The 22,929-nt window shown below is 69.3% G+C and carries 21 protein-coding genes; 13 read left to right on the top strand and 8 right to left on the bottom strand.

All coding sequences use genetic code 11. The annotated features are described in order from the left end of the window. The first annotated feature begins 56 nt into the window (after positions 1 to 56). Positions 57 to 443, top strand: coding sequence for a hypothetical protein (locus WS87_RS11015; protein WP_059524065.1), 387 nt, complete (start codon positions 57 to 59; stop codon positions 441 to 443). Positions 444 to 454: 11 nt separating this feature from the next. Beyond that, positions 455 to 925, top strand: coding sequence for an NUDIX hydrolase (locus WS87_RS11010; RefSeq protein ID WP_059524067.1), 471 nt, complete (start codon positions 455 to 457; stop codon positions 923 to 925). 112 nt (positions 926 to 1,037) lie between these two features. On the opposite strand, the gene WS87_RS11005 is transcribed toward WS87_RS11010, so the two are convergent. Then, positions 1,038 to 2,747: a glutamine--tRNA ligase/YqeY domain fusion protein gene (locus WS87_RS11005; RefSeq protein WP_059817951.1), complete on the bottom strand. Its 1,710-nt coding sequence runs from the start codon at positions 2,745 to 2,747 to the stop codon at positions 1,038 to 1,040. 253 nt (positions 2,748 to 3,000) lie between these two features. Between WS87_RS11005 and WS87_RS11000 the strand changes: the two genes are divergently transcribed. Together WS87_RS11000 and WS87_RS10995 are read left to right on the top strand one after the other, a co-directional pair. Then, positions 3,001 to 3,210 carry an ornithine acetyltransferase gene (locus WS87_RS11000; protein WP_006497729.1) on the top strand — a complete coding sequence of 70 codons (210 nt, stop codon included), beginning with the start codon at positions 3,001 to 3,003 and terminating at the stop codon, positions 3,208 to 3,210. Between the two features lie 169 nt (positions 3,211 to 3,379). Beyond that, positions 3,380 to 3,928 (top strand): RBBP9/YdeN family alpha/beta hydrolase, encoded by a 549-nt coding sequence (locus tag WS87_RS10995; RefSeq protein ID WP_059817953.1) that lies wholly within the window; start codon positions 3,380 to 3,382, stop codon positions 3,926 to 3,928. A gap of 107 nt (positions 3,929 to 4,035) precedes the next feature. On the opposite strand, the gene WS87_RS10990 is transcribed toward WS87_RS10995, so the two are convergent. Next, the gene (locus WS87_RS10990) at positions 4,036 to 5,256 is read right to left on the bottom strand and encodes a CaiB/BaiF CoA transferase family protein (protein WP_059817954.1); all 1,221 of its coding nucleotides are present in this window, start codon (positions 5,254 to 5,256) and stop codon (positions 4,036 to 4,038) included. Between the two features lie 239 nt (positions 5,257 to 5,495). On the opposite strand from WS87_RS10990, the gene alaS reads away from it, so the two are divergent. Then, positions 5,496 to 8,120 (top strand): alanine--tRNA ligase, encoded by a 2,625-nt coding sequence (gene alaS, locus WS87_RS10980; protein WP_059817956.1) that lies wholly within the window; start codon positions 5,496 to 5,498, stop codon positions 8,118 to 8,120. Between the two features lie 141 nt (positions 8,121 to 8,261). Here the strand turns inward: alaS and WS87_RS10975 are convergent, their stop codons facing one another. After that, positions 8,262 to 9,179, bottom strand: coding sequence for a LysR family transcriptional regulator (locus WS87_RS10975; protein ID WP_059817957.1), 918 nt, complete (start codon positions 9,177 to 9,179; stop codon positions 8,262 to 8,264). Between the two features lie 124 nt (positions 9,180 to 9,303). Between WS87_RS10975 and WS87_RS10970 the strand changes: the two genes are divergently transcribed. From WS87_RS10970 to WS87_RS10935, 8 genes are all read left to right on the top strand, one after another. Beyond that, positions 9,304 to 10,560, top strand: a complete 1,257-nt coding sequence (locus WS87_RS10970; RefSeq protein ID WP_059817959.1) for a YbfB/YjiJ family MFS transporter — start codon at positions 9,304 to 9,306, stop codon at positions 10,558 to 10,560. Positions 10,561 to 10,681: 121 nt separating this feature from the next. Then, the gene (locus tag WS87_RS10965; RefSeq protein WP_059524079.1) at positions 10,682 to 11,218 is read left to right on the top strand and encodes an NUDIX domain-containing protein; all 537 of its coding nucleotides are present in this window, start codon (positions 10,682 to 10,684) and stop codon (positions 11,216 to 11,218) included. A gap of 139 nt (positions 11,219 to 11,357) precedes the next feature. Next, positions 11,358 to 11,795: an acyl-CoA thioesterase gene (locus WS87_RS10960; protein ID WP_059817961.1), complete on the top strand. Its 438-nt coding sequence runs from the start codon at positions 11,358 to 11,360 to the stop codon at positions 11,793 to 11,795. Between the two features lie 13 nt (positions 11,796 to 11,808). After that, positions 11,809 to 12,744: a branched-chain amino acid ABC transporter permease gene (locus WS87_RS10955; RefSeq protein ID WP_059818276.1), complete on the top strand. Its 936-nt coding sequence runs from the start codon at positions 11,809 to 11,811 to the stop codon at positions 12,742 to 12,744. Then, positions 12,737 to 13,963, top strand: coding sequence for a branched-chain amino acid ABC transporter permease (locus WS87_RS10950; RefSeq protein WP_059817963.1), 1,227 nt, complete (start codon positions 12,737 to 12,739; stop codon positions 13,961 to 13,963). Before WS87_RS10955 ends, WS87_RS10950 begins: the two co-directional genes overlap by 8 nt. Next, positions 13,960 to 14,709 (top strand): ABC transporter ATP-binding protein, encoded by a 750-nt coding sequence (locus tag WS87_RS10945; protein ID WP_059817964.1) that lies wholly within the window; start codon positions 13,960 to 13,962, stop codon positions 14,707 to 14,709. The genes WS87_RS10950 and WS87_RS10945 overlap by 4 nt, the downstream gene beginning before the upstream one ends. Further along, positions 14,706 to 15,410 (top strand): ABC transporter ATP-binding protein, encoded by a 705-nt coding sequence (locus tag WS87_RS10940; RefSeq protein ID WP_059817966.1) that lies wholly within the window; start codon positions 14,706 to 14,708, stop codon positions 15,408 to 15,410. The genes WS87_RS10945 and WS87_RS10940 overlap by 4 nt, the downstream gene beginning before the upstream one ends. A gap of 164 nt (positions 15,411 to 15,574) precedes the next feature. After that, entirely contained in the window at positions 15,575 to 16,321 is a 747-nt protein-coding gene (locus WS87_RS10935; RefSeq protein ID WP_059817968.1) for a glucose 1-dehydrogenase, read from the top strand. 22 nt (positions 16,322 to 16,343) lie between these two features. Here the strand turns inward: WS87_RS10935 and WS87_RS10930 are convergent, their stop codons facing one another. From WS87_RS10930 to WS87_RS10910, 5 genes are all read right to left on the bottom strand, one after another. Then, positions 16,344 to 16,838, bottom strand: coding sequence for a heme-degrading domain-containing protein (locus WS87_RS10930; RefSeq protein ID WP_059817970.1), 495 nt, complete (start codon positions 16,836 to 16,838; stop codon positions 16,344 to 16,346). Between the two features lie 92 nt (positions 16,839 to 16,930). Next, positions 16,931 to 17,749, bottom strand: a complete 819-nt coding sequence (gene iolB, locus WS87_RS10925; RefSeq protein ID WP_059817972.1) for a 5-deoxy-glucuronate isomerase — start codon at positions 17,747 to 17,749, stop codon at positions 16,931 to 16,933. Positions 17,750 to 17,780: 31 nt separating this feature from the next. Beyond that, positions 17,781 to 18,710, bottom strand: coding sequence for a myo-inosose-2 dehydratase (iolE, locus tag WS87_RS10920; protein ID WP_059817974.1), 930 nt, complete (start codon positions 18,708 to 18,710; stop codon positions 17,781 to 17,783). A gap of 61 nt (positions 18,711 to 18,771) precedes the next feature. Continuing rightward, positions 18,772 to 20,655, bottom strand: coding sequence for a 3D-(3,5/4)-trihydroxycyclohexane-1,2-dione acylhydrolase (decyclizing) (gene iolD / locus WS87_RS10915; protein ID WP_059817975.1), 1,884 nt, complete (start codon positions 20,653 to 20,655; stop codon positions 18,772 to 18,774). Positions 20,656 to 20,701: 46 nt separating this feature from the next. Continuing rightward, positions 20,702 to 22,660, bottom strand: a complete 1,959-nt coding sequence (locus WS87_RS10910; RefSeq protein ID WP_059817977.1) for a bifunctional 5-dehydro-2-deoxygluconokinase/5-dehydro-2-deoxyphosphogluconate aldolase — start codon at positions 22,658 to 22,660, stop codon at positions 20,702 to 20,704. Between the last annotated feature and the right edge of the window lie 269 nt (positions 22,661 to 22,929).

Raw genomic sequence — 22,929 nt, 5'->3', positions numbered from 1 at the left:
CCGGTGTGCCGGCCGTGCGCCACGCCGTTCGATCGAACATCCAAGGAGAACAACACATGTCGATGCGTGCATCCCTTTCCGTCGTCACGCGCGTGCTGGCCGGCGCCGCGTGCGCAGCCGCGATGCTGCCCGCCCACGCGCAAAGCAACCTCGGCTTCCTGAACGACACGCCGCTGGCCTACTTCAGCAAGGCCGACCGCGCGTCGCTGGCCAAGGCCGTCGTGCAGGCGCGCGACGAAGGCAAGGACGGCGAGACCACGACGTGGCAGAGCAGCGGTCGCGGCACCCAGATCGACGCGAAGCTGACGCCGTCGACGTCCGAGAACGACGGCAAGACCTGCCGCGAAATCGCCACCGACATTTCCGCGAAGGGCCAGACGATGACGCTCAAGCCGGTCTATTGCAAGACCGCCGCGGGCAAGTGGCAGCTGCAGAAGCGCTGAGCGCGCGAGCAATGAAGCGCAGCGGTGCGCCGCGCACGGTTTCGTGCGGCGTCGTGATTCTCGACGGGGCCGGTCGGGTGTTCCTCGCGCACGCGACGGACACCACACACTGGGATATTCCGAAGGGGCAGGGCGAGCCCGGCGAATCGCCGGCCGACGCGGCGCTGCGGGAGCTGCGCGAGGAAACCGGCATCGAACTCGCGGCGGCGCGGCTGCTCGACCTGGGCCGCTTCGCATACCGTCACGACAAGGACCTGCACCTGTTCGCGGTGCGGGTCGCGGACGACGAGATCGATCCCGCGCACTGCACGTGCACGTCGCTGTTCCCGAGCCGTCGCGACGGCTCGCCGATTCCCGAGATGGACGCATATCGCTGGACCGCGCCCGGCGACGTCGACGCGTATGCGAGCCGCAGCCTCGCGCGGCTGTTTCGCACGACGCTGTCGCTCGCGGATCTGCATCGGCGGCTGGCGGGGGCGTGAGGGCAGCCGCTTCGATCCCGACGATCCCGCGCATGCAATAAAAAACCGGCCCGAAGGCCGGTTTTTTTATCGTCACGCGACGCCGGCTCGGCGCCGCGCATGGACCACGCCGTCAGGCCGGCTTGCCCCAGCTGTCGCGCAGCCCGACGATCCGGTTGAACACGGGCTTGCCCGGTTTCGAATCGACGCGGTCGGCGACGAAATAGCCGTGACGCTCGAACTGGAGGCGCGTTTCCGGCGCGACGTCGCCGGCGCCCGGTTCGACATAGGCCTGCGTGACCTTCTTCGAGTCCGGGTTCAGCGCTTCGAGGAAGTTCGCGCCGCCCGCGTCCGGATGCGGCTCCTTGAACAGCCGGTCGTAGATCCGCACTTCGGCCGCCTGCGCATGCTTCACGCTGACCCAGTGGATGTTGCCCTTGACCTTGTAGTTGTTCGCGCCTTCGGTGCCCGACTTGCTGTCCGGGAAGTAGTTGCAGTGCACGGCCGTCACGTTGCCGTCGGCGTCCTTGTCGAAGCCCGTGCACTCGATCACGTAACCGTAGCGCAGGCGCACCTTGTTGCCCGGGAACAAGCGGAAATAGCCCTTCGGCGGGTTCTCGACGAAGTCCTCGCGTTCGATCCACAGCTCGCGCGAGATCGGGAACGTGCGCACGCCGCGCTCCGGGTGATGCGGATGCACGGGGGCCGTGCACGCTTCCTCGAGATCTTCCGGGTAGTTGTCGATCACGAGCTTCAGCGGATCGAGCACGGCGACCGAGCGCGGCGCCTTGTCGTCGAGGTCGTCGCGCAGCGCGCCTTCGAACACGCTCATGTCGATCCACGAATCGACCTTCGTCACGCCGATCCGCTCGCAGAACAGGTGGATGCTTTCCGGCGTGAAGCCGCGGCGGCGGATCCCGACGATCGTCGGCATGCGCGGGTCGTCCCAGCCTTCGACGTGGCCTTCGGTGACGAGCTGCAGCAGCTTGCGCTTGCTGGTGATCGCGTACGTGAGGTTCAGGCGCGAGAATTCGATCTGTTGCGGCAGCGGACGCGTGAACATGCCGGCGTCCGCGAGTTCGTTCAGCACCCAGTCGTACAGCGGGCGGTGATCCTCGAACTCGAGCGTGCACAGCGAGTGCGTGATGCCTTCGAGCGCATCCGAGATGCAGTGCGTGTAGTCGTACATCGGATACACGCACCATGCGTCGCCGGTGCGGTAGTGGTGCGCGTAGCGGATCCGGTAGATCACCGGGTCGCGCATGTTCATGTTCGGCGAAGCCATGTCGATCTTCGCGCGCAGCACGTGCTCGCCTTCCTTGAACTCGCCGGCCTTCATCCGGCGGAACAGGTCGAGGTTTTCCTCGGGCGAACGGTCGCGGAACGGCGACGGCTTGCCGCCTTCGGTCAGCGAGCCGCGGTTCGCGCGCATTTCCTCGGCGCTCTGGCTGTCGACGTACGCCTTGCCGCGCTGGATCAGCAATTCGGCGAATTCGTACAGCTTGTCGTAGTAGTCGCTCGCGAAATACTGGTGATCGACCGCGTCCTTGCGCCAGTCGAAGCCGAGCCAGCGGACCGCGTCGACGATCGAGTCGACGTATTCGACGCTTTCCTTTTCCGGGTTCGTGTCGTCGAAGCGCAGGTGGCACACGCCGCCGTAGTCGCGCGCGACGCTGAAGTTCAGGCAGATGCTCTTGGCATGGCCGATGTGCAGATAGCCGTTCGGCTCGGGCGGAAAGCGCGTCTCGACGCGGCCGCCCCATTTGCCGGTGCGGTTGTCGTCGTCGATGATGTTGCGGATGAAGTTGGAAGCCGCGGGGGCGTCGTTGCGTTCGGTGCTCATGCGGTTGGCGTCAGGTTGTGTCGGCGCGTCGCGCCGGTTTAATCCCGTAATTCTACCTGACCGGGGTCCGTCCCGCGCGGGTTGCGCCACCGGGCGGGCCGGTTCGCGGTGCGGAACCGCAATATCTCGATTGTGTGTCGGCTGTAACACGACGTAAATCGGATTGCCCGGCGCATTCGGCGTTTCCTATGATGGCTTTACCGATTCAATGCCGCCATTCGTATTTTTTGCTGGCGGGAGGACACCAACAATCATGATGAAGAAGACCACTTTTCTCGTTCGTACCGCGGTAATCGTCGCGGCCCTGTCGCAACTCGGCGCATGCGCGATGACGCATACGCAACGTAACGCCGGTATCGGCGCGGCCGCGGGCGGCGCGCTCGGCTACCTGATCACGGGCGGCCCGGTCGGCACGGTTGCCGGCGCCGCGGCAGGCGGCCTGGTCGGCGCCGGCGTGCGCTGATCGAAGCCGGCGCGCGTGAGCGCCGGCTGGTCGTGACGGCGTTGCCGCATCACGGCCCGTTCTTGCTCCGCACATCCATTCCGCGATTCGACAGGCAGCATCAGGGAGGAGCGGGTGTGCGACACTTCGTCGACGTCACATAACGACTTCATTCGTCGACGAACCCTCCATGAGCGATTCTTTCGTTTTCGTGCTGCCGGGCTACGGCAACTCCGGTCCGCTCCACTGGCAAAGCCGCTGGGAGCGCGCCGACGCGCGTTTCGTGCGCGTCGCGATGCCCGACTGGGACCGTGCGTTCCGCAACGGCTGGTGTCTCGCGCTCGACCGCGCGGTCGAGGCCGCACCGGGCCCCGTGACGATCGCTGCGCACAGCCTCGGCACGTTGACCACCGCGTGGTGGGCGACCCGCTACGCGCGGCCGGCCGCGCTCGCGAAGGTGCGCGGCGCGTTGCTCGTCGCGTTGCCCGATCCGGCCGGGCCGGCGTTTCCGGCCGACGCGCACGGTTTCGGCCCGGTGCCGCATGAGCGGCTGCCGTTTCCGACCTGCGTGGTGGCAAGCAGCGACGATCCGTACGGCTCGATCGCGTTCGCGCGCGGCTGCGCGCACGCGTGGGGCAGCACTTTCCATGACCTCGGCCCGCGCGGCCACATCAACGCGGACAGCGGGCTCGGCGACTGGCCCGACGCGCGAGGCTGGCTCGATGCGCTCGCGCGCTAGCGGCTAACCGCTAACCGTCGGTCCATCGATCCCGTCAGCGTCCGCCGGCGCCCGGGCACGCCGCCGTGTACACCCGGAGGTGTCGCGGCGCGCTCGTCCGGGGCCGTTCAGATCGCCTGCTTCGCCTTCAGCGCCGCAATGCGCGCCTCGTCGTAGCCGAGCATGTCGCGCAGTATGTCTTCCGTCTGCGCGCCGAGCAGCGGCGGGGCGGTGCGCGCGTCGGGCGGCGTCGCGCTCATCCGGATCGGATTGCGCACGAGCTTCACGTCCGCGCCGCACGGGTGCGGCAGCGACACCTGCATCCCGCGCGCGACCACCTGCTCGTTGTCGAACACCTCGTCGAGTTCGTTGATCGGCCCGCACGGCACGCCGGCCGCTTCGAGCGCGCCGATCCAGTCGGCCTTGCCGCGCGTCTTCACCATTTCCGCGAGGATCGGCACCAGCGTGTCGCGATGGCGCACGCGCGACGGGTTGGTCGCGAACCGTTCGTCGTCGGCCAGCTCGGGCCGGCCGCCGGCCTCGACGAACTTGCGGAACTGCCCGTCGTTGCCGACCGCGACGATGATCCAGCCGTCGCGCGTCTGGAACGTCTGGTACGGCACGATGTTCGGATGCGCGTTGCCCCAGCGCACCGGCGGCTTGCCGCTCGCGAGGAAGTTGGTGTTCATGTTCGCGAGCAACGCGACCTGCACGTCGAGCAGCGCCATGTCGATGTACTGGCCTTCGCCCGTGCGGTCGCGGTGCGCGAGCGCGGCGAGCACCGCGATCGTCGAGTAGAGGCCCGTCGCGAGATCGGCGATCGCGACGCCGGCCTTCTGCGGGCCGCCGCCCGGCTCGCTGTCGCGCTCGCCGGTGATGCTCATGAAACCGCCGATTCCCTGGACGATGAAGTCGTAGCCCGCGCGGTGCGCGTACGGGCCCGTCTGGCCGAAGCCCGTGACCGAGCAGTAGACGAGATCGGGCTTCACCGCGCGCAGCGATTCGTAATCGAGCCCGTACTTCTTCAACTGCCCGACCTTGTAGTTCTCGAGCACGACATCGCTCTGCGCGGCGAGCTCGCGCACGATCTGCTGGCCTTCCGGCGTCGCGATGTCGACCGTCACCGAGCGTTTGTTGCGGTTCGCCGCGAGGTAATACGCGGCCTCCGCCGTATCGTCGCCGTTCGCGTCCTTCAGGTACGGCGGCCCCCAGTGGCGCGTGTCGTCGCCCGCGCCGGGGCGCTCGACCTTGATCACGTCCGCGCCGAAGTCGGCGAGCGTCTGCGCGCACCACGGGCCCGCGAGCACGCGGGTCAGGTCAAGCACGCGGATATGGCTCAGGGCACCCATCGTCGAATCGTCTCCTTTCATGGCTCGCCCGGCCGGGGCAAGGCGGATTGGCATGCCGAGCATCTTAAGGCGAATCGGCCGCATGGGTGGCCCAGGCCGGTCGTCCGCCGCGCCGGGCCGCTGCCGTCAGGGCCGCCGATCTGTATCGTATAATCGACCGTTTACGATATTTGCCCGCCGTGCGTCCGCGAGGACGGCCGGCGTTTGAAGCCGTCTCAGCCAGACATTCCCCGCACGCCATGAAAGCTGCCGAAATCCGCGAGAAATTTCTCAAATTCTTCGAATCGAAGGGCCACACGATCGTCCGCTCGTCGAGCCTCGTGCCCGGTAACGACCCCACGCTGATGTTCACGAACTCGGGCATGGTCCAGTTCAAGGACGTGTTCCTCGGCACGGACCCGCGTCCGTACTCGCGCGCCACCACGGCGCAGCGCAGCGTGCGCGCGGGCGGCAAGCACAACGACCTCGAGAACGTCGGCTACACGGCGCGCCACCACACGTTCTTCGAGATGCTCGGCAACTTCTCGTTCGGCGACTACTTCAAGCACGACGCGATCAAGTTCGCGTGGGAGCTGCTGACCACGGTCTACCAGCTGCCGAAGGAAAAGCTGTGGGTCACCGTCTACCAGGAAGACGACGAAGCCTACGACATCTGGGCGAAGGAAGTCGGCGTGCCGACCGAGCGGATCATCCGCATCGGCGACAACAAGGGCGCGCGCTACGCGTCGGACAACTTCTGGACGATGGGCGACACCGGCCCGTGCGGCCCGTGCACGGAAATCTTCTACGACCACGGCCCGGACGTCTGGGGCGGCCCGCCGGGGTCGCCTGAAGAAGACGGCGACCGCTACATCGAGATCTGGAACCTCGTGTTCATGCAGTTCAACCGCGACGCGCAGGGCAACATGACGCGCCTGCCGAAGCAGTCGGTCGACACCGGCATGGGCCTCGAGCGTCTCGCCGCGGTGCTGCAGCACGTGCACAGCAACTACGAGATCGACCTGTTCCAGAACCTGATCAAGGCCGCCGCGCGCGTGACCGAGATCAGCGACCTCACCAACAACTCGCTGAAGGTGATCGCCGATCACATCCGCGCGTGCTCGTTCCTGATCGTCGACGGCGTGATTCCCGGCAACGAAGGCCGCGGCTACGTGCTGCGCCGCATCGTGCGCCGCGCGATCCGCCATGGCTACAAGCTCGGCCGCAAGGGCTCGTTCTTCCACAAGCTGGTGGCCGACCTCGTCGCCGAGATGGGCGCCGCGTATCCGGAACTGAAGGAAGCCGAACAGCGCGTGACGGACGTGCTGCGCCAGGAAGAAGAGCGCTTCTTCGAGACGATCGAGCACGGGATGTCGATCCTCGAGGCCGCGCTGGCGGAGGTCGAGGCGAAGGGCGGCAAGGTGCTCGACGGCGAACTCGCGTTCAAGCTGCACGACACCTACGGCTTCCCGCTCGACCTCACGGCCGACGTGTGCCGCGAGCGCGGGATGACGGTCGACGAGCCGGCATTCGACGACGCGATGGCGCGCCAGCGCGAGCAGGCGCGCGCGGCCGGCAAGTTCAAGGCCACGCAGGGCCTCGAGTATTCGGGCGCGAAGACCACGTTCCACGGCTACGAGGAAATCGCGTTCGACGACGCGAAGGTCGTCGCGCTGTACGTCGACGGTTCGGCCGTCAACGAAGTGAAGCACGGCCAGGATGCGGTCGTCGTGCTCGACCACACGCCGTTCTACGCGGAATCGGGCGGCCAGGTCGGCGACCAGGGCGTGCTCGCGAACGCCGCGACGCGCTTCGAGGTGGCCGACACGCTGAAGGTGCAGGCCGACGTGATCGGCCATCACGGCACGCTCGAACAGGGCACGCTGAAGATCGGCGACGTGCTGCGCGCGGAAATCGACGCGCACCGCCGCGCGCGCACGCAGCGCAACCACTCGGCCACCCACCTGATGCACAAGGCGCTGCGCGAAGTGCTTGGCTCGCACGTGCAACAGAAGGGTTCGCTCGTCGACGCGGAGAAAACCCGCTTCGACTTCGCGCACAACGCGCCGATGACCGACGACGAAATTCGTCGCGTCGAGCAGATCGTCAACAACGAAATCCTCGCGAACGCGCCGGGCATCGTGCGCGTGATGCCGTATGACGAAGCGGTGAAGGGTGGCGCGATGGCGCTGTTCGGCGAGAAGTACGGCGACGAAGTGCGCGTGCTCGACCTCGGCTTCTCGCGCGAACTGTGCGGCGGCACGCACGTGCATCGCACCGGCGACATCGGTTTCTTCAAGATCGTCGTCGAAGGCGGCGTCGCGGCCGGCATCCGCCGCGTCGAGGCGATCACCGGCGACAACGCCGTTCGCTTCGTGCAGGAGCTCGACGCCCGCGTGAACGAAGCCGCGGCCGCGCTGAAGGCGCAGCCGTCGGAACTCACGCAGCGCATCGCGCAGGTGCAGGACCAGGTGAAGTCGCTCGAGAAGGAACTGGGCGCGCTGAAGTCGAAGCTCGCGTCGAGCCAAGGTGACGAACTCGCGCAGCAGGCCGTCGAAATCGGCGGCGTGTATGTGCTTGCGGCGACGCTCGACGGCGCCGACGCGAAGACGCTGCGCGAAACGGTCGACAAGCTGAAGGACAAGCTGAAGAGCGCGGCGATCGTGCTGGCGGCCGTCGAAGGCGGCAAGGTCAGCCTGATCGCGGGCGTCACGCCGGACGCGAGCAAGAAGGTCAAGGCCGGCGAGCTCGTGAACTTCGTCGCGCAGCAGGTGGGCGGCAAGGGCGGCGGCCGACCGGACATGGCGCAGGCAGGCGGCACGGAACCGGCGAATCTGCCGGGCGCGCTGGCAGGCGTCAAGGGCTGGGTCGAAGAGCGTCTTTGATCGGTATGGTTGATGCGATGCGGTCTTGCTGACCCCATCGCAGCGCACGAAAGAACGACCCGATCGGCAGTGGCCGGTCGGGTCGTTTTGTTTTTGCCGGTGCCCAGGATGAGCGCGTGCCGGCGCGGCGGCGCGGCTGAATCAGGCCGGTAATGCCGTCGCCGGCAACGCGGGCGCATCCCCCGATTCCCGCGCAGCATCGCCCAGCGCATCGCGCAACGCGGCGAGCGCCGCCGACGCGTAACCGTGCCGCCACGCAAGCAGCGTGTCGATCCCTTCGAGTTCCGCGATCGTATGAGCGGCGACGTTGCCGGTCTCGGGCTGAAGCTCGAGCACCGAGCGCGGCGCGACCGCGATGCCCGCACCGGCCGCGACGCACGCGACGATCGCGTGATACGAACCCAGTTCGAGCACGCGTGCGGGCTTCATCCCGTGCGCCGCATACCATCGCTCGACATACTTCCGGTACGTGCAGCCGCGCTCGAACGCGATCAGCGTCGGCAGGATCACGTCGCGCGGCGTGCGCACCGGCGGATGGCCACGCGGCGTCAGCAGCACCAGATCCTCGCGGAAAATGGGCACCGTCTCGAACGTGTCGGGCAGCGTGTCCGGCTCGGGCGGCCGCGCGAACAGCGCCGCGTCGATCTCGAAGTCGCGCACCTTGTCGATCAGCCAACCGGTCGTGCCGGTCACGAGCTCCAGCGACACGTCGGGCCACGCATGGTGATAGCGCGCGAGCACGGTCGGCAGCCGGCTCGCGGCCGTGCTTTCCATCGTGCCGAGCCGCAGCCGCCCGCGCGGCGTGTCCTCGCGCACCGCATCGCGCGCCTCGTCGGCAAGCTCGAGCAGCCGCTCCGCGTACGGCAGCAGCGTGTGCCCGGCCGGCGTCAGCACGAGCCGGCGGCCGTCGCGCACGAACAGCGCCGTGCCGAGTTCCTCCTCGAGCTGCTTGATGCGCGTCGTCACGTTCGATTGCACGCGATTGAGCTTCGCCGCCGCGCGCGTGATGCCGTTCTCGCGCACGACGGCCCGGAAAATCGCCAGCGCCGCCAGGTCCATGATTCTCTCCGTGCGATGGATGGATTCTCAATTATTCATTTTTAGAGAACATTCGGTCAAGCTACGATACAAGCAATCCGATTCCCGTTCCGGCCGTCGCACAACCCGCGCGGCCCATGCCGACATGTCCCGTTCCGATGCCCCAAGCGCCGCCGGCGTACACCTGTCCGATCACGCCGACCGCCGCGCCCGCGCGGCCGCGGTAGCCTGCATGATCGGGCTCGCGGTCGCGCTCGGCGTCGGCCGCTTCGCGTTTACACCGCTGCTGCCGCTGATGCTCGCCGACGGTTCGATCGGCCTGAAGGCCGGCAGCTGGCTCGCGTCGGCGAACTACGCGGGCTATTTCGTCGGCGCGGTCAGCTGCGCGGTGGTGCGGGTCGAGCATGCGCGGATGGTGCGCTTCGGGCTTGGCGCCACCGTGCTGCTGACCGCCGCGATGGGCGTCGGTCACCTGCTGCCCGTGTGGCTGGCGGTGCGCTTCGTCGCGGGCGTCGTCAGCGCATGGACGTTCGTGTTCGTGTCGCAATGGGGGCTGCGGCGGCTCGCCGAGCTGCACGCGCCCGAGTGGAGCGGGGTGATCTACGCGGGGCCCGGCGTCGGCATCGTGCTGACGGGCCTGATCGGCAGCGCACTGGCCGGCCATCGCGCGGCGCCCGGCTGGCTCGGTTTCGCGGCGCTGTCTGCGGTGCTGTCGATCGCGATCTGGCGCACGTTCGGCAGCGCGCCGGTGCCGGCGGCGGCAACCGTTTCGTCGGCCGCGCCCGTCCGGCATGCGGCGACGGACGCTGCACCGCACGACGCGCGGCGCCATCGCGCCGACGCCGCATGGCTCGTCGTCCTGTACGGGATGCCGGGCTTCGGCTACATCATCACCGCGACGTTCCTGCCCGTGATCGCGCGCGCCGCGCTGCCGGCCGGCTCGCCGTGGCCGGATCTGTTCTGGCCGATGTTCGGCGCGGCGCTGATCGTCGGCGCGATCGCGGCCGCGCGGCTGCCCGGCCACTGGGACAACCGGCTGCTGCTCGCCGCCGGTTGCGCGACGCAGGCGCTCGGAATCGCAGCGGGGATCGTGTGGCCGAATGCGGCGGGCTTCTCGATCGGCAGCGCGCTGCTCGGCCTGCCGTTCACCGCGATCACGCTGTTTGCGATGCGCGAGGCGCGGCGGCTGCACGGCGAGCGCGCGGCCGGGCTGATGGGCTATGCGACCGCGTCGTACGGGGGCGGGCAGATTCTCGGCCCGCTCGTCGCGGCACCGCTGACCGCGCGCTTCGGGTCGTTCTCGCCGGCGTTGTGGGTCGCGGCGGCTGCCTTGCTCGTCGGTGCCGCCGGCTTCGCGGCGACGGCCGCACGCGGGCGTGCGCAACCGCGCATGCAACCCTGACATCATCGGGGCCGGATCGTCAGCGACGCGGGCAAACTCGCTAGAATGAAGCCTTTCCCGCGCCGGGCAGGCGTGCGAGGCGGCTTGCCGGCCGCCGTCGGCGCTTGCCAGATCCTCATCGATGACCATCGCCGACTACCGTTTTTGCCCGCGCTGCGCGCGTCCGCTGACCGAGCGCGCCGATCCCGAACACGAGGGCGGGCGTGTCCGCCAGGCCTGCCCGGACGACGAGTGCGGCTACGTCCATTGGAACAACCCGCTGCCGGTGGTGGCGGCGATCGTCGAGCTCGACGGCAAGATCCTGCTCGCGCGCAATGCGGCCTGGCCGGAGGGGATGTTCGCGCTGATCACCGGTTTCCTCGAGAACGGCGAGACGCCGGAGGACGGCATCGCGCGCGAGGTGTTCGAGGAAACCGCGCTGAAGGCCGAGCAGGTCACGCTGGTCGGCGTTTATGAATTCATCCGCAAGAACGAGCTGATCATCGCGTATCACGTGCGCGCATCGGGCACCGTCGCGCTGTCGCCGGAGCTGCTCGAATACCGGCTCGTCGAGCCGCCGTTGCTGCGCCCGTGGCGCGCCGGCACAGGCTACGCGCTGGCCGACTGGATGCGCGCGCGCGGCCTCGATTTCGAATTCGTCGATCGAGCGGGGCAGTGACGGGCCGCGCCGTTCCCGGCACGTCATCTGCCGCGCCGCGCACGGTCGCGACGCGGCAACCCGCCGTTCGCCGGCGCGCCGTCTCGCACGGCCACCGCGCGCCGTCCGCTTCGTCTTCTTCCTCCTGACCGCCATCGCCATGTCCGACAAGCCGCAGCCGCGTTCCCGCGACGCCTATCGCCACTTCCTGCCGATCACGACCCGCTGGATGGATAACGACGTCTACGGACACGTGAACAATTTCGTGTACTACAGCTACTTCGACACCGTCGTGAACGAATACCTGATCCGCGCGGGTGTGCTCGACGTCGAGCACGGGCAGACGATCGGGCTCGTGGTCGAGACGCAATGCAACTACTTCGCGCCGCTCGTGTTTCCGCAGTCGGTCGATGCGGGGCTGCGCGTCGCGAAGCTCGGCACGTCGAGCGTGCGCTACGAGATCGGGCTGTTCGCGGCAGGGGAGGCCGCGCCGGCCGCGCAGGGGCATTTCGTGCATGTGTACGTCGATCGCGGCACGCGCCGCCCGGTGCCGCTGCCCGACGCGCTGCGCGCGGCGCTCGAACCGCTCGCCGGCTGACGGGCGCGTGGCGGTGCACGCGTTCGCGCTCCAGGCGTTCAACGGCCTCAGCTACGGGTTGCTGCTGTTCATGCTGTCGGCCGGCCTCACGCTGATCTTCAGCGTGCAGGGCGTGCTCAACTTCGCGCATGCGAGCTTCTACATGCTCGGCGCCTACATCGGATACAGCATCGCGGCCCGCGCGGGTTTCTGGCCCGCGCTCGCGCTCGCGCCGCTCGCGGTCGGACTGCTCGGTGCCGGCTGCGAGCGCTGGCTGCTGCGCCGCGTACAGCCGCACGGGCACACGAGCGAGCTGCTGCTGACCTTCGGGCTCGCATACCTGATCGGCGAGGGCACGAAACTTTTTTGGGGCCTCGCGCCGCTGCCGGCCCCGGTGCCGCCGCTGTTCGACGGCGCGCCCGTGGCCGTGTTCGGCCTCGCGCTGCCGCGCTACCGGCTCTTCATGATGGCGATGTCCACGGCGATGCTGGTCGCGCTCGGCGTGCTGCTGCGCGCGTCGCGCATCGGGCTCGTCGTGCGCGCCGCGCTCACGCACCGCGCGGCCGTAGAGGCGCTCGGCTACGACGTGCCGCGCATGATGACGGGGCTGTTCGGCGCGGGCACCGCGCTCGCGGCGCTGGCCGGCGTGATCGGCGCGCCGCTCGCGGTGATCGAACCGGCGCTGGCCGAGACTGTCGGGTCGGTCGTGTTCGCGGTCGTCGTGATCGGCGGGCTCGGCTCGCTCGGCGGCGCGTTCGTCGCGTCGCTCGCGGTCGGCTTCGCGCAGACCTTCGCGGCGGCCAGCGACACGTCGTTGCGCGACCTCGCGCAATGGTCGGGCGTCGCGCTGCCCGACAGCGTCGCTGCCGTGTCGATCGCGCAGCTCGCACCGCTGGTCCCGTACCTGCTGCTCGTCGCGGTGCTGGTTGCCCGTCCGCGCGGACTGTTCGGCGAGCGTGTCGATGGCTAGCGGCGCACGGGCCGGCGCGTTGCGCTGGGTGCTGTTCGCCGCGTGCCTGATCCTGCCGGCGTGGCTGTGGCCGCATGGCGCGGTGCTCGGCTATCTCGCACAGACGGCCGCGCTCGTCGTGCTCGCGCTGTCGTACAACCTGCAGCTCGGCACGACGGGGCTGCTGTCGTTCGGTCATGCCGCGTTCGCGGGCCTTGGCGCATTCGCCGCCGCGCATTGGTTCAATCATGTCGGTGGCCCGTTGCCGTTGTTGCCGCTCGTCGGCGGGGTGGCCGGCGCGGGCTTCGGGTTCGTCGCCGGCCTGCTCGCGACACGCCGCGCGGGCACCGTGTTCGCGATGATCACGCTCGGCCTCGGCGAGTGCGTCGCGGCCGCGGCGTGGAGCGTGCCCGCGTGGTTTGGCGGCCTCGGCGGCGTACCGATCGATCGCGCGAGCGGCACGCCGTTGGGCGGCTGGCATTTCGGCGCGGAAACGCAGGCCTACGCCGTGATTGCCGCGTGGTGCATCGTCTCCGCGGTGGCGATGCACGCGTTGACGCGCACGCCGCTCGCGCGGCTCGCGAACGCGGTGCGCGACAACCCCGCGCGCGTTGCCGCGCTCGGCACCGAGCCGCGTCGCGTGCGGCTCGCAATGGTGACCTGCGCGTCGTTCTTCGCGGGCATTGCCGGCACGCTGACGCTGATCGACGTCGAGATCGCGACGCCCGACAGCGTGTCGATGGCGCGTTCGGCGACCGTGCTGATCGCCGCGGTGATCGGCGGCACCGGCACGTTCTTCGGGCCGGCGGCCGGCGCGGTGGTGCTGACCGCGCTGAGCATCGTCGTCGCGGGCGTGTCGCGCGCATGGGCGCTGTATCTCGGCGTGCTGTTCGTCGCGGTCGTCGTCGCCGCGCCGCGCGGGATCGCGGGCATCGCGCAGACGCTTGCGCATGCGTCGCGCGGCGACGCGCCGCCGGCCGAGCGCTGGCGCGTGCTGTGCGGCGTTGGCGCATGTGCGTTCTGGGCCGTCGCGATCGTCTGCGCGGCCGAACTGGGCTATGCATGGCGCTTCGCGCAGGACGACGGCGCGGGCATTGCGTTCGGCGCGTGGGGCATCGACGCCGATGCGCCGGCGGGCTGGGTCGTCGCATGCTCGGCGGCCGGCATCGGCACGTTGCTGTGGGCCTGGCGCGCGCGGTTCCAGAACCACGGGCACGGCAAGCGGGAGGACGGGCGATGAACGGTAATGCGATCGCGCTGCACGGGATCGTGCAGCGCTTCGGTGCGCAAACCGTGCTCGACGGCATCGAGCTGAACGTCCCGGCCGGCGAGCGTCACGCGCTGATCGGGCCGAACGGCGCGGGCAAGTCGACGCTGTTCGGCGTGATCGCCGGCGCGACGCGGCCGACGCGCGGGCGCGTCATGCTGCACGGCGTCGAGCTGCGCGGGCGCGGGCCGGTCGTGGCGAGCCGGCTCGGCATCGGCCGCAGTTTCCAGCAGACGAGCGCGTTCGCACGATTGAGCGTGTTCGACAACCTGCGCTGCGCGGGGCTGCATGCGCCGGCCGAGCGGCGGCGCTGGTGGAACCGGCTGCGCGAATCCGCGTCGGTCGATCGTGCGGCCGCGCGCGTGCTGAGCGACATCGGTCTCGATGCGCGGCGCGACACGCTGGCCGGCGAACTCGGCTATGCGGAACAGCGCGCGCTCGATCTCGGCATCGCGCTCGCGAGCGGCGCGCGCACGCTGCTGCTCGACGAACCGACGGCCGGCATGAACCGCGATCAGGCGGCGCGGATGATCGCGCTGATCCGCGCGACGACGCAGGGCCGCACGGTGCTGATGATCGAGCACGACATGGATGCGGTGTTCGGCTTCGCCGAGCGCATCACGGTGCTCGTGCGCGGTGCGGTGGTCGCGACCGGCGCACCCGACGCGATCCGCGCGGACCCGGCCGTGCGTGCGGCCTATCTTGGCGAGGGCGCATGAGCGTGCTGCTCGACATTCGCGGCCTGCGCGCGTGGTACGGAATGCAGCCCGTGCTCGACGGCGTCGATCTCGCGCTCGCGCCGGGCGAGACGCTCGCGCTGCTCGGCCGCAATGGCTCGGGCCGCTCGACGCTCGCGAAGGCCGTGATGGGGCTCGTACGCACCGCGGGCTCGGTGCGCATTGCCGGCGCCGAATGCGCGGGCGCGCGCACGTTCGAGATCGCGCGGCGCGGGGTCGCTTACGTCGCTGAAAGCCGCGACGTGTTCCCGCTGCTGAGCGTGCGCGACAACCTGCGGCTCGGGCTGCGCGGCGTGCACGGCGCGGCCGAACGCGCGGCGCTCGACCGGTTGCTCGCGCGCTTTCCGCTGCTGGCCGCGCGGGCGGACGTGAAGGCCGGACGGCTGTCGGGCGGCGAACAGCAGGTGCTCGCGCTGGTGCGCGCGCTCGCCGGCCGCCCGCGCGTGCTGATCGTCGACGAACCGGCCGAAGGGCTCGCGCCGCGCGCGGTCGACGAGGTCGGCGCGTGTCTCGCCGCGCTGCAGGCCGACGGCGTCGCGATCCTGCTGATCGAGCAGCGGCTGCAGCTCGCGCCGCGGCTCGCGCGGCGCGTCGCGGTGATGGGGCGCGGTCGGATCGTCTACGACGGCCCGCTCGACGGGCTCGGCGCCGACGTCGTCAGTGCATGGTTGAGTGCCGGCTGACCGTCCGTCCGCCGATTGTTCGGATAACTCCGCCAGTCAATTCGCATCGAGCCGCTTTATCGCCGCCGCGCGAACCGCCAAGATTGCCAGCAAGGCCGGTGTGCGCCGCGACAGGCGCGATCGGCACCCATCCATCGAAAGTCTTCCGACTGAGGAATGAAATCATGAGCAAGCTGGCAAGCAAGGTAGCAATCGTCACGGGCGGCTCCAAGGGGATCGGCGCCGCGATCGCGAAGGCGCTGGCCGCCGAAGGCGCGTCGGTCGTGGTCAACTACGCGAGCAGCAAGGCCGGTGCCGACGCGGTCGTGAGCGCGATCGTCGAGGCGGGCGGCCGCGCGGTCGCGGTCGGCGGCGACGTGTCGAAGGCAGCGGACGCACAGCGCATCGTCGACACCGCGATCGAGACCTATGGCCGTCTCGACGTGCTGGTCAACAATTCCGGCGTGTACGAATTCGCGCCGATCGAGGCGATCACCGAAGAGCACTACCGCCGGCAATTCGACACGAACGTGTTCGGCGTGCTGCTGACCACGCAGGCCGCCGTCAAGCATCTCGGCGAAGGCGCGAGCATCATCAACATCAGCTCGGTGGTGACGAGCATCACGCCGCCCGCGAGCGCCGTATACAGCGGCACGAAGGGCGCCGTCGACGCGATCACCGGCGTGCTCGCACTCGAGCTCGGCCCGCGCAAGATCCGCGTGAACGCGATCAACCCGGGCATGATCGTGACCGAAGGCACGCACAGCGCGGGCATCATCGGTTCGGATCTCGAGAAGCAGGTGCGCAGCGAAACGCCGCTCGGCCGCCTCGGCGAGCCGGACGACATCGCGTCGGTCGCCGTGTTCCTCGCATCGGACGACTCCCGCTGGCTGACCGGCGAGCGCCTCGTCGCGAGCGGCGGGCTGCACTGACCGCGCGAGTCGGCGCGCGCGGCTACGCGATCATCGCGAGCGCGTTCGCGCCGACATGCCAGCGCAGGCTTTCGACGACGAGTGCGTGATCGCATGCGTCGTCGAGCCCCGCGATCGTCATCGCGCCGACGATGCCGCCGCCGGCAAGCCGCAACGGCACGCCGCCGCCGTCGAGCGCATAGTCGGCGTCCGACAATCCCTGCGACTGCAACGACCAGCCGGCGTGGCGAAAACGCGCGCCGACCTCGAGCGAACTGACGCCGAAACGGAACACCGTGTTCTGTCGTCGGCGGATCGCGTCGCTGTCGTTCGCGCGGCTGCCGTCCAGCGCGCAGTAGAACAGCGGCGCGGCTTCGCCGACGATGCCGACCGCGATCGGCAGCCCGCGGCGCGCCGCGAGATTGACGGCGATGTCGCCGAGCCGGCGCGCGACGTCGGCATCGAAGTGCGACAGCGTTGGAGTCGACGCGGTGTCGCAGAAGGGCGCGGGTGCGAAGCGCGGGAAGGTGGTCGCCATGGCAGCTCCGTGTCGTCGCAAATCCGGCTCACGCGCGCGTCCTCGTCCTGCGTGTCGCGTGCCAGCCGTCGATCGTTCAGCGCATCAGCGCGTTAGCGCCTCGGTGCCGCGTCGAGCATCCATTCGTGCGCGGGGTCGTTCTTGAACGCCCATGCGCGGCTCGGCCCGGCCATCACGTTCAGGTAATACAGGTTGTAGCCATGCGGCGCGACTACCGGGTGATAGCCGCGCGGCACCATCACCACGTCGTGGTTCTCGACCGCGCACGCCTCGTCGAGGCTGCGATCGTCCGTGTACACGCGCTGAAACGCGAAACCCTGCGGCGGATCGATCCGGTGGTAATAGGTTTCCTCGAGCGACGTTTCGTCCGGCGCCGCGTCGCGATCGTGCTTGTGCGGCGGATAGCTGCTCGAGTGGCTCGCGGGCGTGATCACTTCGACGACGAGCAGGCGATCGGCGGCCGGGTTGTCGCCCATCAGGATGTCGCACACGTAGCGCGTGTTGGTGCCTTGCCCGCGCACCGCGCGCCGCATCCGTTCGCCGTCGAGGCGCTGCACGCGCTTGTCGCCGCTCGCGTAAGGCGCGGTGCACAGCGCGACTTCCGCATCGCGCGTCGCGACCAGCGTGACGGTCTTGCCGCCCGGCACGTACAGCGCGTCCGGCGACACTTCCTCGAACACGCTGTCGCGCTTGCCGAGCGCATCGTAGGTTTCGCCGTCGACTTGCGCGCGCAGCGTGCCCGTAAGCACGACGACGCACAGCTCGCGCGCGCCGGTATCGAGCGTTTCGGTGTCGCCGGCCTTCAGGCGCAGCGCGCGAAAGCCGACGTGTTTCCAGCCGGCCGACTCGGGCGTCACGTTGCAGATTTCGCGGTCGGCGGATGCCTTGACCAGCAGGGGAGAAATCGTCATGGAACGGGGCTCCACAATGGGGTGACGGGGCTTAAGCGCTCAACCGGTCGACGATCGCGCGCAGCGATTCGTAGCCCTTCTTCGCATACTGATAGCTCGGCGCGACGGCCGGGTCCTGCTCGGCCTCGACCACGAGCCAGCCTTCGTAGCCGGCGTCCTTCAGCGTGCGCAGCGTCGCTTCGTAATCGAGCGCGCCGTCGCCCGGCACCGTGAAGGTGCCGTTGATCACGCCGTTCAGGAAGCTCCAGCCGCCGTTGCGCGCCTGCGTGACGACCTGCGGCCGGACGTCCTTGCAGTGCACGTGCACGACGCGCGACACGTGTTTCTTCAGCAGTGCGACCGGATCGGCCGCGCCGCCGAAATACGCGTGGCCCGTGTCGAACAGCAGGAACACCTTCGCCGGATCGGTCAGCGCCATCAGCCGGTCGACGTCGGCGGGCGATTCGACGTATGCGCCCATGTGGTGATGGTAGGCGAGCTTGATCCCGTAGGTCTCGAGCAGGTGCGCGCCGAATGCGTCGAGGCGTGCCGCGTAGCGTCGCCAGGCTTCGTCGTCGACGAAACGCGGACGCTTCGCGACCGGCGTGTCGATGTTGCCCTGGATCGTGCCCGCGCATTCGCCGTACACCACGACCTTCACGTCGTTGAACTGCAGCTTCGTCATGTGCGCGCGGCAGCGCTCGATTTCGGCGGCGAGCGCATCGGCGTCGCTCATGCCGGGTTCGACTTCCGCGAGAAAGCCCGAATACCAGCCCGACACGCATACGAGCCCGAATTCGGCGAGCTTCGCCTTCAGCTCGGGGCCCGTTTTCGGAAACTTGTTGCCGAGCTCGAAGCCCGCATAGCCGATTTCGGCGCCTTCCTTCAGCGCCGTCTCGAGCGGCGTCTCGCCGCCGAGCGACGGCAGGTCGTCGTTCATCCACGACAGGGGATTGATACCGATGCGAACGTTCCAGCTCATGACTTGCTTCCTTGGTTCGATTGTTGTCGTCGCGGGGCGGAGGATTGAAACGGAGAGCGTGTCAGCGCCGCTGCCGGGTTTTCGCGTCGAGATACGCGCGATGCGCATCGCCGACGCCGGCGCGCGCGGACACCTGCGGCACCGCGACTTCCCACCATGCGCCGCCGTCCGCGGTCGTGCGCTCGTGCGTCGTGTCGATCACGATGACCTGGCTCGTCTTCGCCGCGCGCGCACGCTTCATTTCGCTGCGCAGCTCGCCGACGTCGCGCACGTGCACGGCTTCGGCGCCCATCGCGCGCGCATGCATCGCGAAGTCGATCGTCGAGCGCTCGCCGCCCTCGGGCACGCAGTCGTCGAGCATGTTGTTGAAGCTCGCGCCGCCGCAGTTCAGTTGCAGCCGCTCGATGCAGCCGTAGCCGCGGTTGTCGAGGATCACGACGATGATCTTGCGGCCGAGCATCACGGACGTCGCGAGCTCCGCGTTGAGCATCATGTACGAGCCGTCGCCGACGATCACGATCACTTCGCGCTCGGGCCGCGCGAGCTTCGCGCCGAGGCCGCCCGCGACCTCGTAGCCCATGCACGAGTACGCGTAGTCCATGTGATAGTTGCCCGGCACGCCGCTGCGCCACAGCTTGTGCAGCTCGGCCGGCAACGTGCCGGCCGCGCACACGACGAGATCGTCGCGCGCGCTGTCGCGCCCCGCGTCGGCCGCGGAGTCGCGCACCGCGCCGATCACTTCCGCGTCGTACGGCAGCGTGTCCTTCGGCACGCGCGTGGTCAGCTCGGTCACGCGTGCGTTCCACGCGGCGGCCTGGTCGCGGTTCGCGGCGGTCCACGCCGCATCCGCCTGCCAGCCCGCGAGCGCGGCCGACAACTGGCCGAGGCCGGTGCGCGCGTCGGCGATCAATTGCCGGCCGCGCTTCTTGCCCGCGTCGAACGGTTGCACGTTCAGGCTCAGCAGCGTCGCGTTGCCGAACAGCGCGTGCGAGCCGGTCGTGAAGTCCTGCAGGCGCGTGCCGACCGCGAACACTACGTCGGCCTGCGCGGCCGCGCGGTTCGCGGCGGGCGAGCCCGTCACGCCGATCGAGCCGAGGTTCAGCGGGTGGTCCCACGCGAGGCTGCCCTTGCCGGCCTGCGATTCGGCGACCGGCACGCCGTGCGTGTCGGCGAACGTGCGCAGCGCGTCCCATGCCTGGCTGTACAGCACGCCGCCGCCGGCGACGATCAGCGGCTTCTTCGCGGCCTTCAGCACGTCCAGCGCGTCCGCGAGTTCGAGCGCGTCGGCGGGCGGCCGGCGCATCCGGATCACCGGCGGCGCGAAGAAATCTTCCGGCCAGTCGTACGCGAAGGTCTGCACGTCCTGCGGCAGCGCGAGGCACACGGGCCCGCACTGCGCGGGGTCGGTCATCACCTGGATCGCGCGCGGCAGCGCGACGAGCAGCTGTTCCGGCGACGTGATCCGGTCGAAGTAGCGCGTCACCGGCCGGAAGCAGTCGTTCGCGCTGACGTCGCCCTGTTCGAAATCCTCGACCTGCTGCAGCACCGGGTCGGGCAACCGCGACACGAACACGTCGCCGGGCAGCAGCAACAGCGGCAGCCGGCCGACGTGCGCGAGCGCGGCGGAGGTCAGCATGTTGGTCGCGCCGGGGCCGATGCTCGACGTCGCGGCCATCATCCGCTGGCGGAAATTCGCTTTCGCGAACGCGACGGCCGCATTCGCCATGCCTTGCTCGTTGTGCGCGCGGAACGTCGGCAGCCGGTCCTTTTCGGCGTGCAGCGCCTCGCCGAGCCCGGCCACGTTGCCGTGCCCGAAAATCGCGAACACGCCGCCGCAGTACGGCAGGATTTCGGTGCGGCCGTCCGGCTGGACGACTTCGGCGCGCAGGGCGGCCAGGTAGCGCACGAGCGCCTGGCTGACGGTCAGTCTCACGGTGGTGGTCATCGTCTGTCGATCAGGAGGAGTCGGGTGGTCATCACGGACATCTGCATCAGGCTGCCGCCGCGGCGCGCGCGGCGGCACGGCGGCCGAGCCAGGCGTCGACCAGCTGCGCGAAATTGCCGGCCACTTCGTCGATCAGCGCCTGGTCGTCGATCCGGCCGGCGAGCCAGTGCAGCGACGCGTCGGCCCACAGCGTACGGCCGACCATGAAGCCCTTGACGATCGGGTTGGTCGCCGAGCGGAAACTGTCGACGAGATACTGCAACGGCTGGTTCAGCCCGAGGATCACCGCGCCGCGGCAGTACGGATCGCGCTCGGCTACGAGCGCTTCGAGCCGCGCCCAGCCGTCGGCGCTCATCGGCGCGAGCTTCCACCACTCGGGCATCACGCCGAGGTTGTAGAAGCGCGCGACCGTGCGCAGCACCGCGTCGTCCTCGGTGCCGGCCGGTGTGACGGCGCGCGGCGGAATGATTTCCAGCAGCAACTCGTTGCCGCTCGCGCGCGTGGCTTCCCACAGCTCCAGCACGCGTTGCTCCTGCGCGACGCGCAGGTCCACGTCGTCGTCCGGGTGGTAGTGGACGAGGCACTTCACGACCTGCTCGGTCGGCCAGTGCGTGAGCGACGAGCCGACCGAGCGCGTGTCGTCGAAACACAGCGGCCGCGAGCCGGGCAGTTCGACCGGGCGCCCGACCCACCAGCCGCGGCCGGTGGCCGACGCGAGCGCGTCGCTGCCGTATGCGCCGCCGTCGATCAGCACGCCGACGTGGCCTTCGATATGGCGATCGCGCTCGACCTGTTCGGCCGCGCGCACGAGCAGGCGCTTCAGCGTCTTGATCCGCGCCTCGTCCGCGCCGGCCTGCACCGCGAGTTCGTAGAACTGGCTGCGATGGTCGAACGCCATCACGCACAGGTCGTCCCATTCGCGGCGCGGCACCGTCACGCGGTGCAGGTGCGCGAGCGTGCGATCGGCGTCCACCCGGGGATTGCGGCTGCCGCCGAACCAGTGCGCGAGTTCGGCCGGCGTCGGCATCGCGGCGGAACACGCGTGGCGCGATACGACGATCGCGCCGCACGCGTTCGCGATGCGCGTCGATTCGGCCCAGTCGCGCCCGCGCAGCAGCCCGGACAGCAGGCCGGACAGGAACGCGTCGCCCGCGCCGAGCACGTTCAGCACGTCGACGCGTTCGCCGTGGAAGGTCGGCGCATCCTCGATGCGGGCGGGGATCTCGCCCTCGATCACGCAGCAGCCGAGCGCACCGCGCTTGACCACCAGCGCCGCGCCGCTCGCGCGACGCACGGCCTGCAGCGATGCGATCAGGTCGTGCGGCACGCCGCCCGCGATCAGGAATTCCTCCTCGGTGCCAACCAGCAGGTCGAACTCGCCGAGCACCTGCTGCAGCTGGCGCGTGACCTGCGCGTCCGGCACGTAGCGGTTCTCGCCCGCGCCGCGCGCGGTCAGCCCCCACAGCACCGGCCGGTAGTCGATGTCGAGAATGCGCACGACACCGTGGCGGCGCGCGTAGCCGAGCGCGGTCAGCGATGCCTCGCGGGTGCCCGGCGTCGACAGATGGGTGCCGGTGATCGCGAGCGCGCGGCAACCGGCGATGAAGTTCTCGCGAATTTCGTCGGCGCGCACGGCCATGTCCGCGCAGTTCTCGCGCACGAACAGCAGCGGAAACGTGTCGCGATCCTTCAGACCGAGCAGCACCAGCGCGGTCAGCCGTTCCGGATCCGTCTGCAGCTGGCTCGTGTCGCAGCCTTCGCGCTCGAGCGTCTCGCGCACGAAGCGGCCCATCTGCTCGTCGCCGACGCGCGAGATCATCGCGGTCTTCAGCCCGAGCCGGGCGACGCCGAACGCGACGTTGCCCGACGAGCCGCCGAGATACATCTGGAAGCTGCGCGCGTCTTCCAGGCGGCTGCCGTACTGTTGCGCGTAAAGGTCCACGGCGACGCGGCCGAGGCAGGCGAGATCGATGGGGCGGTCAGTCGGAAAGTTCAACGGGCTCATATCACGTATCACGCTCGCGGCCGGCGTTCGACCTTGCCGGCGGATTGGGGACCGATCCAGCGACGGATCTTCGTCGCATGTCGCGACGCGACGCGAATGCGCGTGCCGCAACGACTCGGGCTACGGAACGGAGTCTAGACTTTTTGGAAATCCAGTTCCCTAGGTGAAATCACGTAGAAATAAATTTCCAAATTTTCGACGAAGTGATCTACAGTTTCATCCGGATGCTTCAGTCCGTTATCGGACTCGGCCCGGCGGCGCGCAACGCG

Source organism: Burkholderia sp. MSMB0856, assembly GCF_001524645.2.
Classification (GTDB): Bacteria; Pseudomonadota; Gammaproteobacteria; order Burkholderiales; family Burkholderiaceae; genus Burkholderia; species Burkholderia diffusa.
The sequence above is the reverse complement of the archived record's forward strand: the minus strand, read 5'-3'. Positions and strand labels throughout refer to the sequence as shown.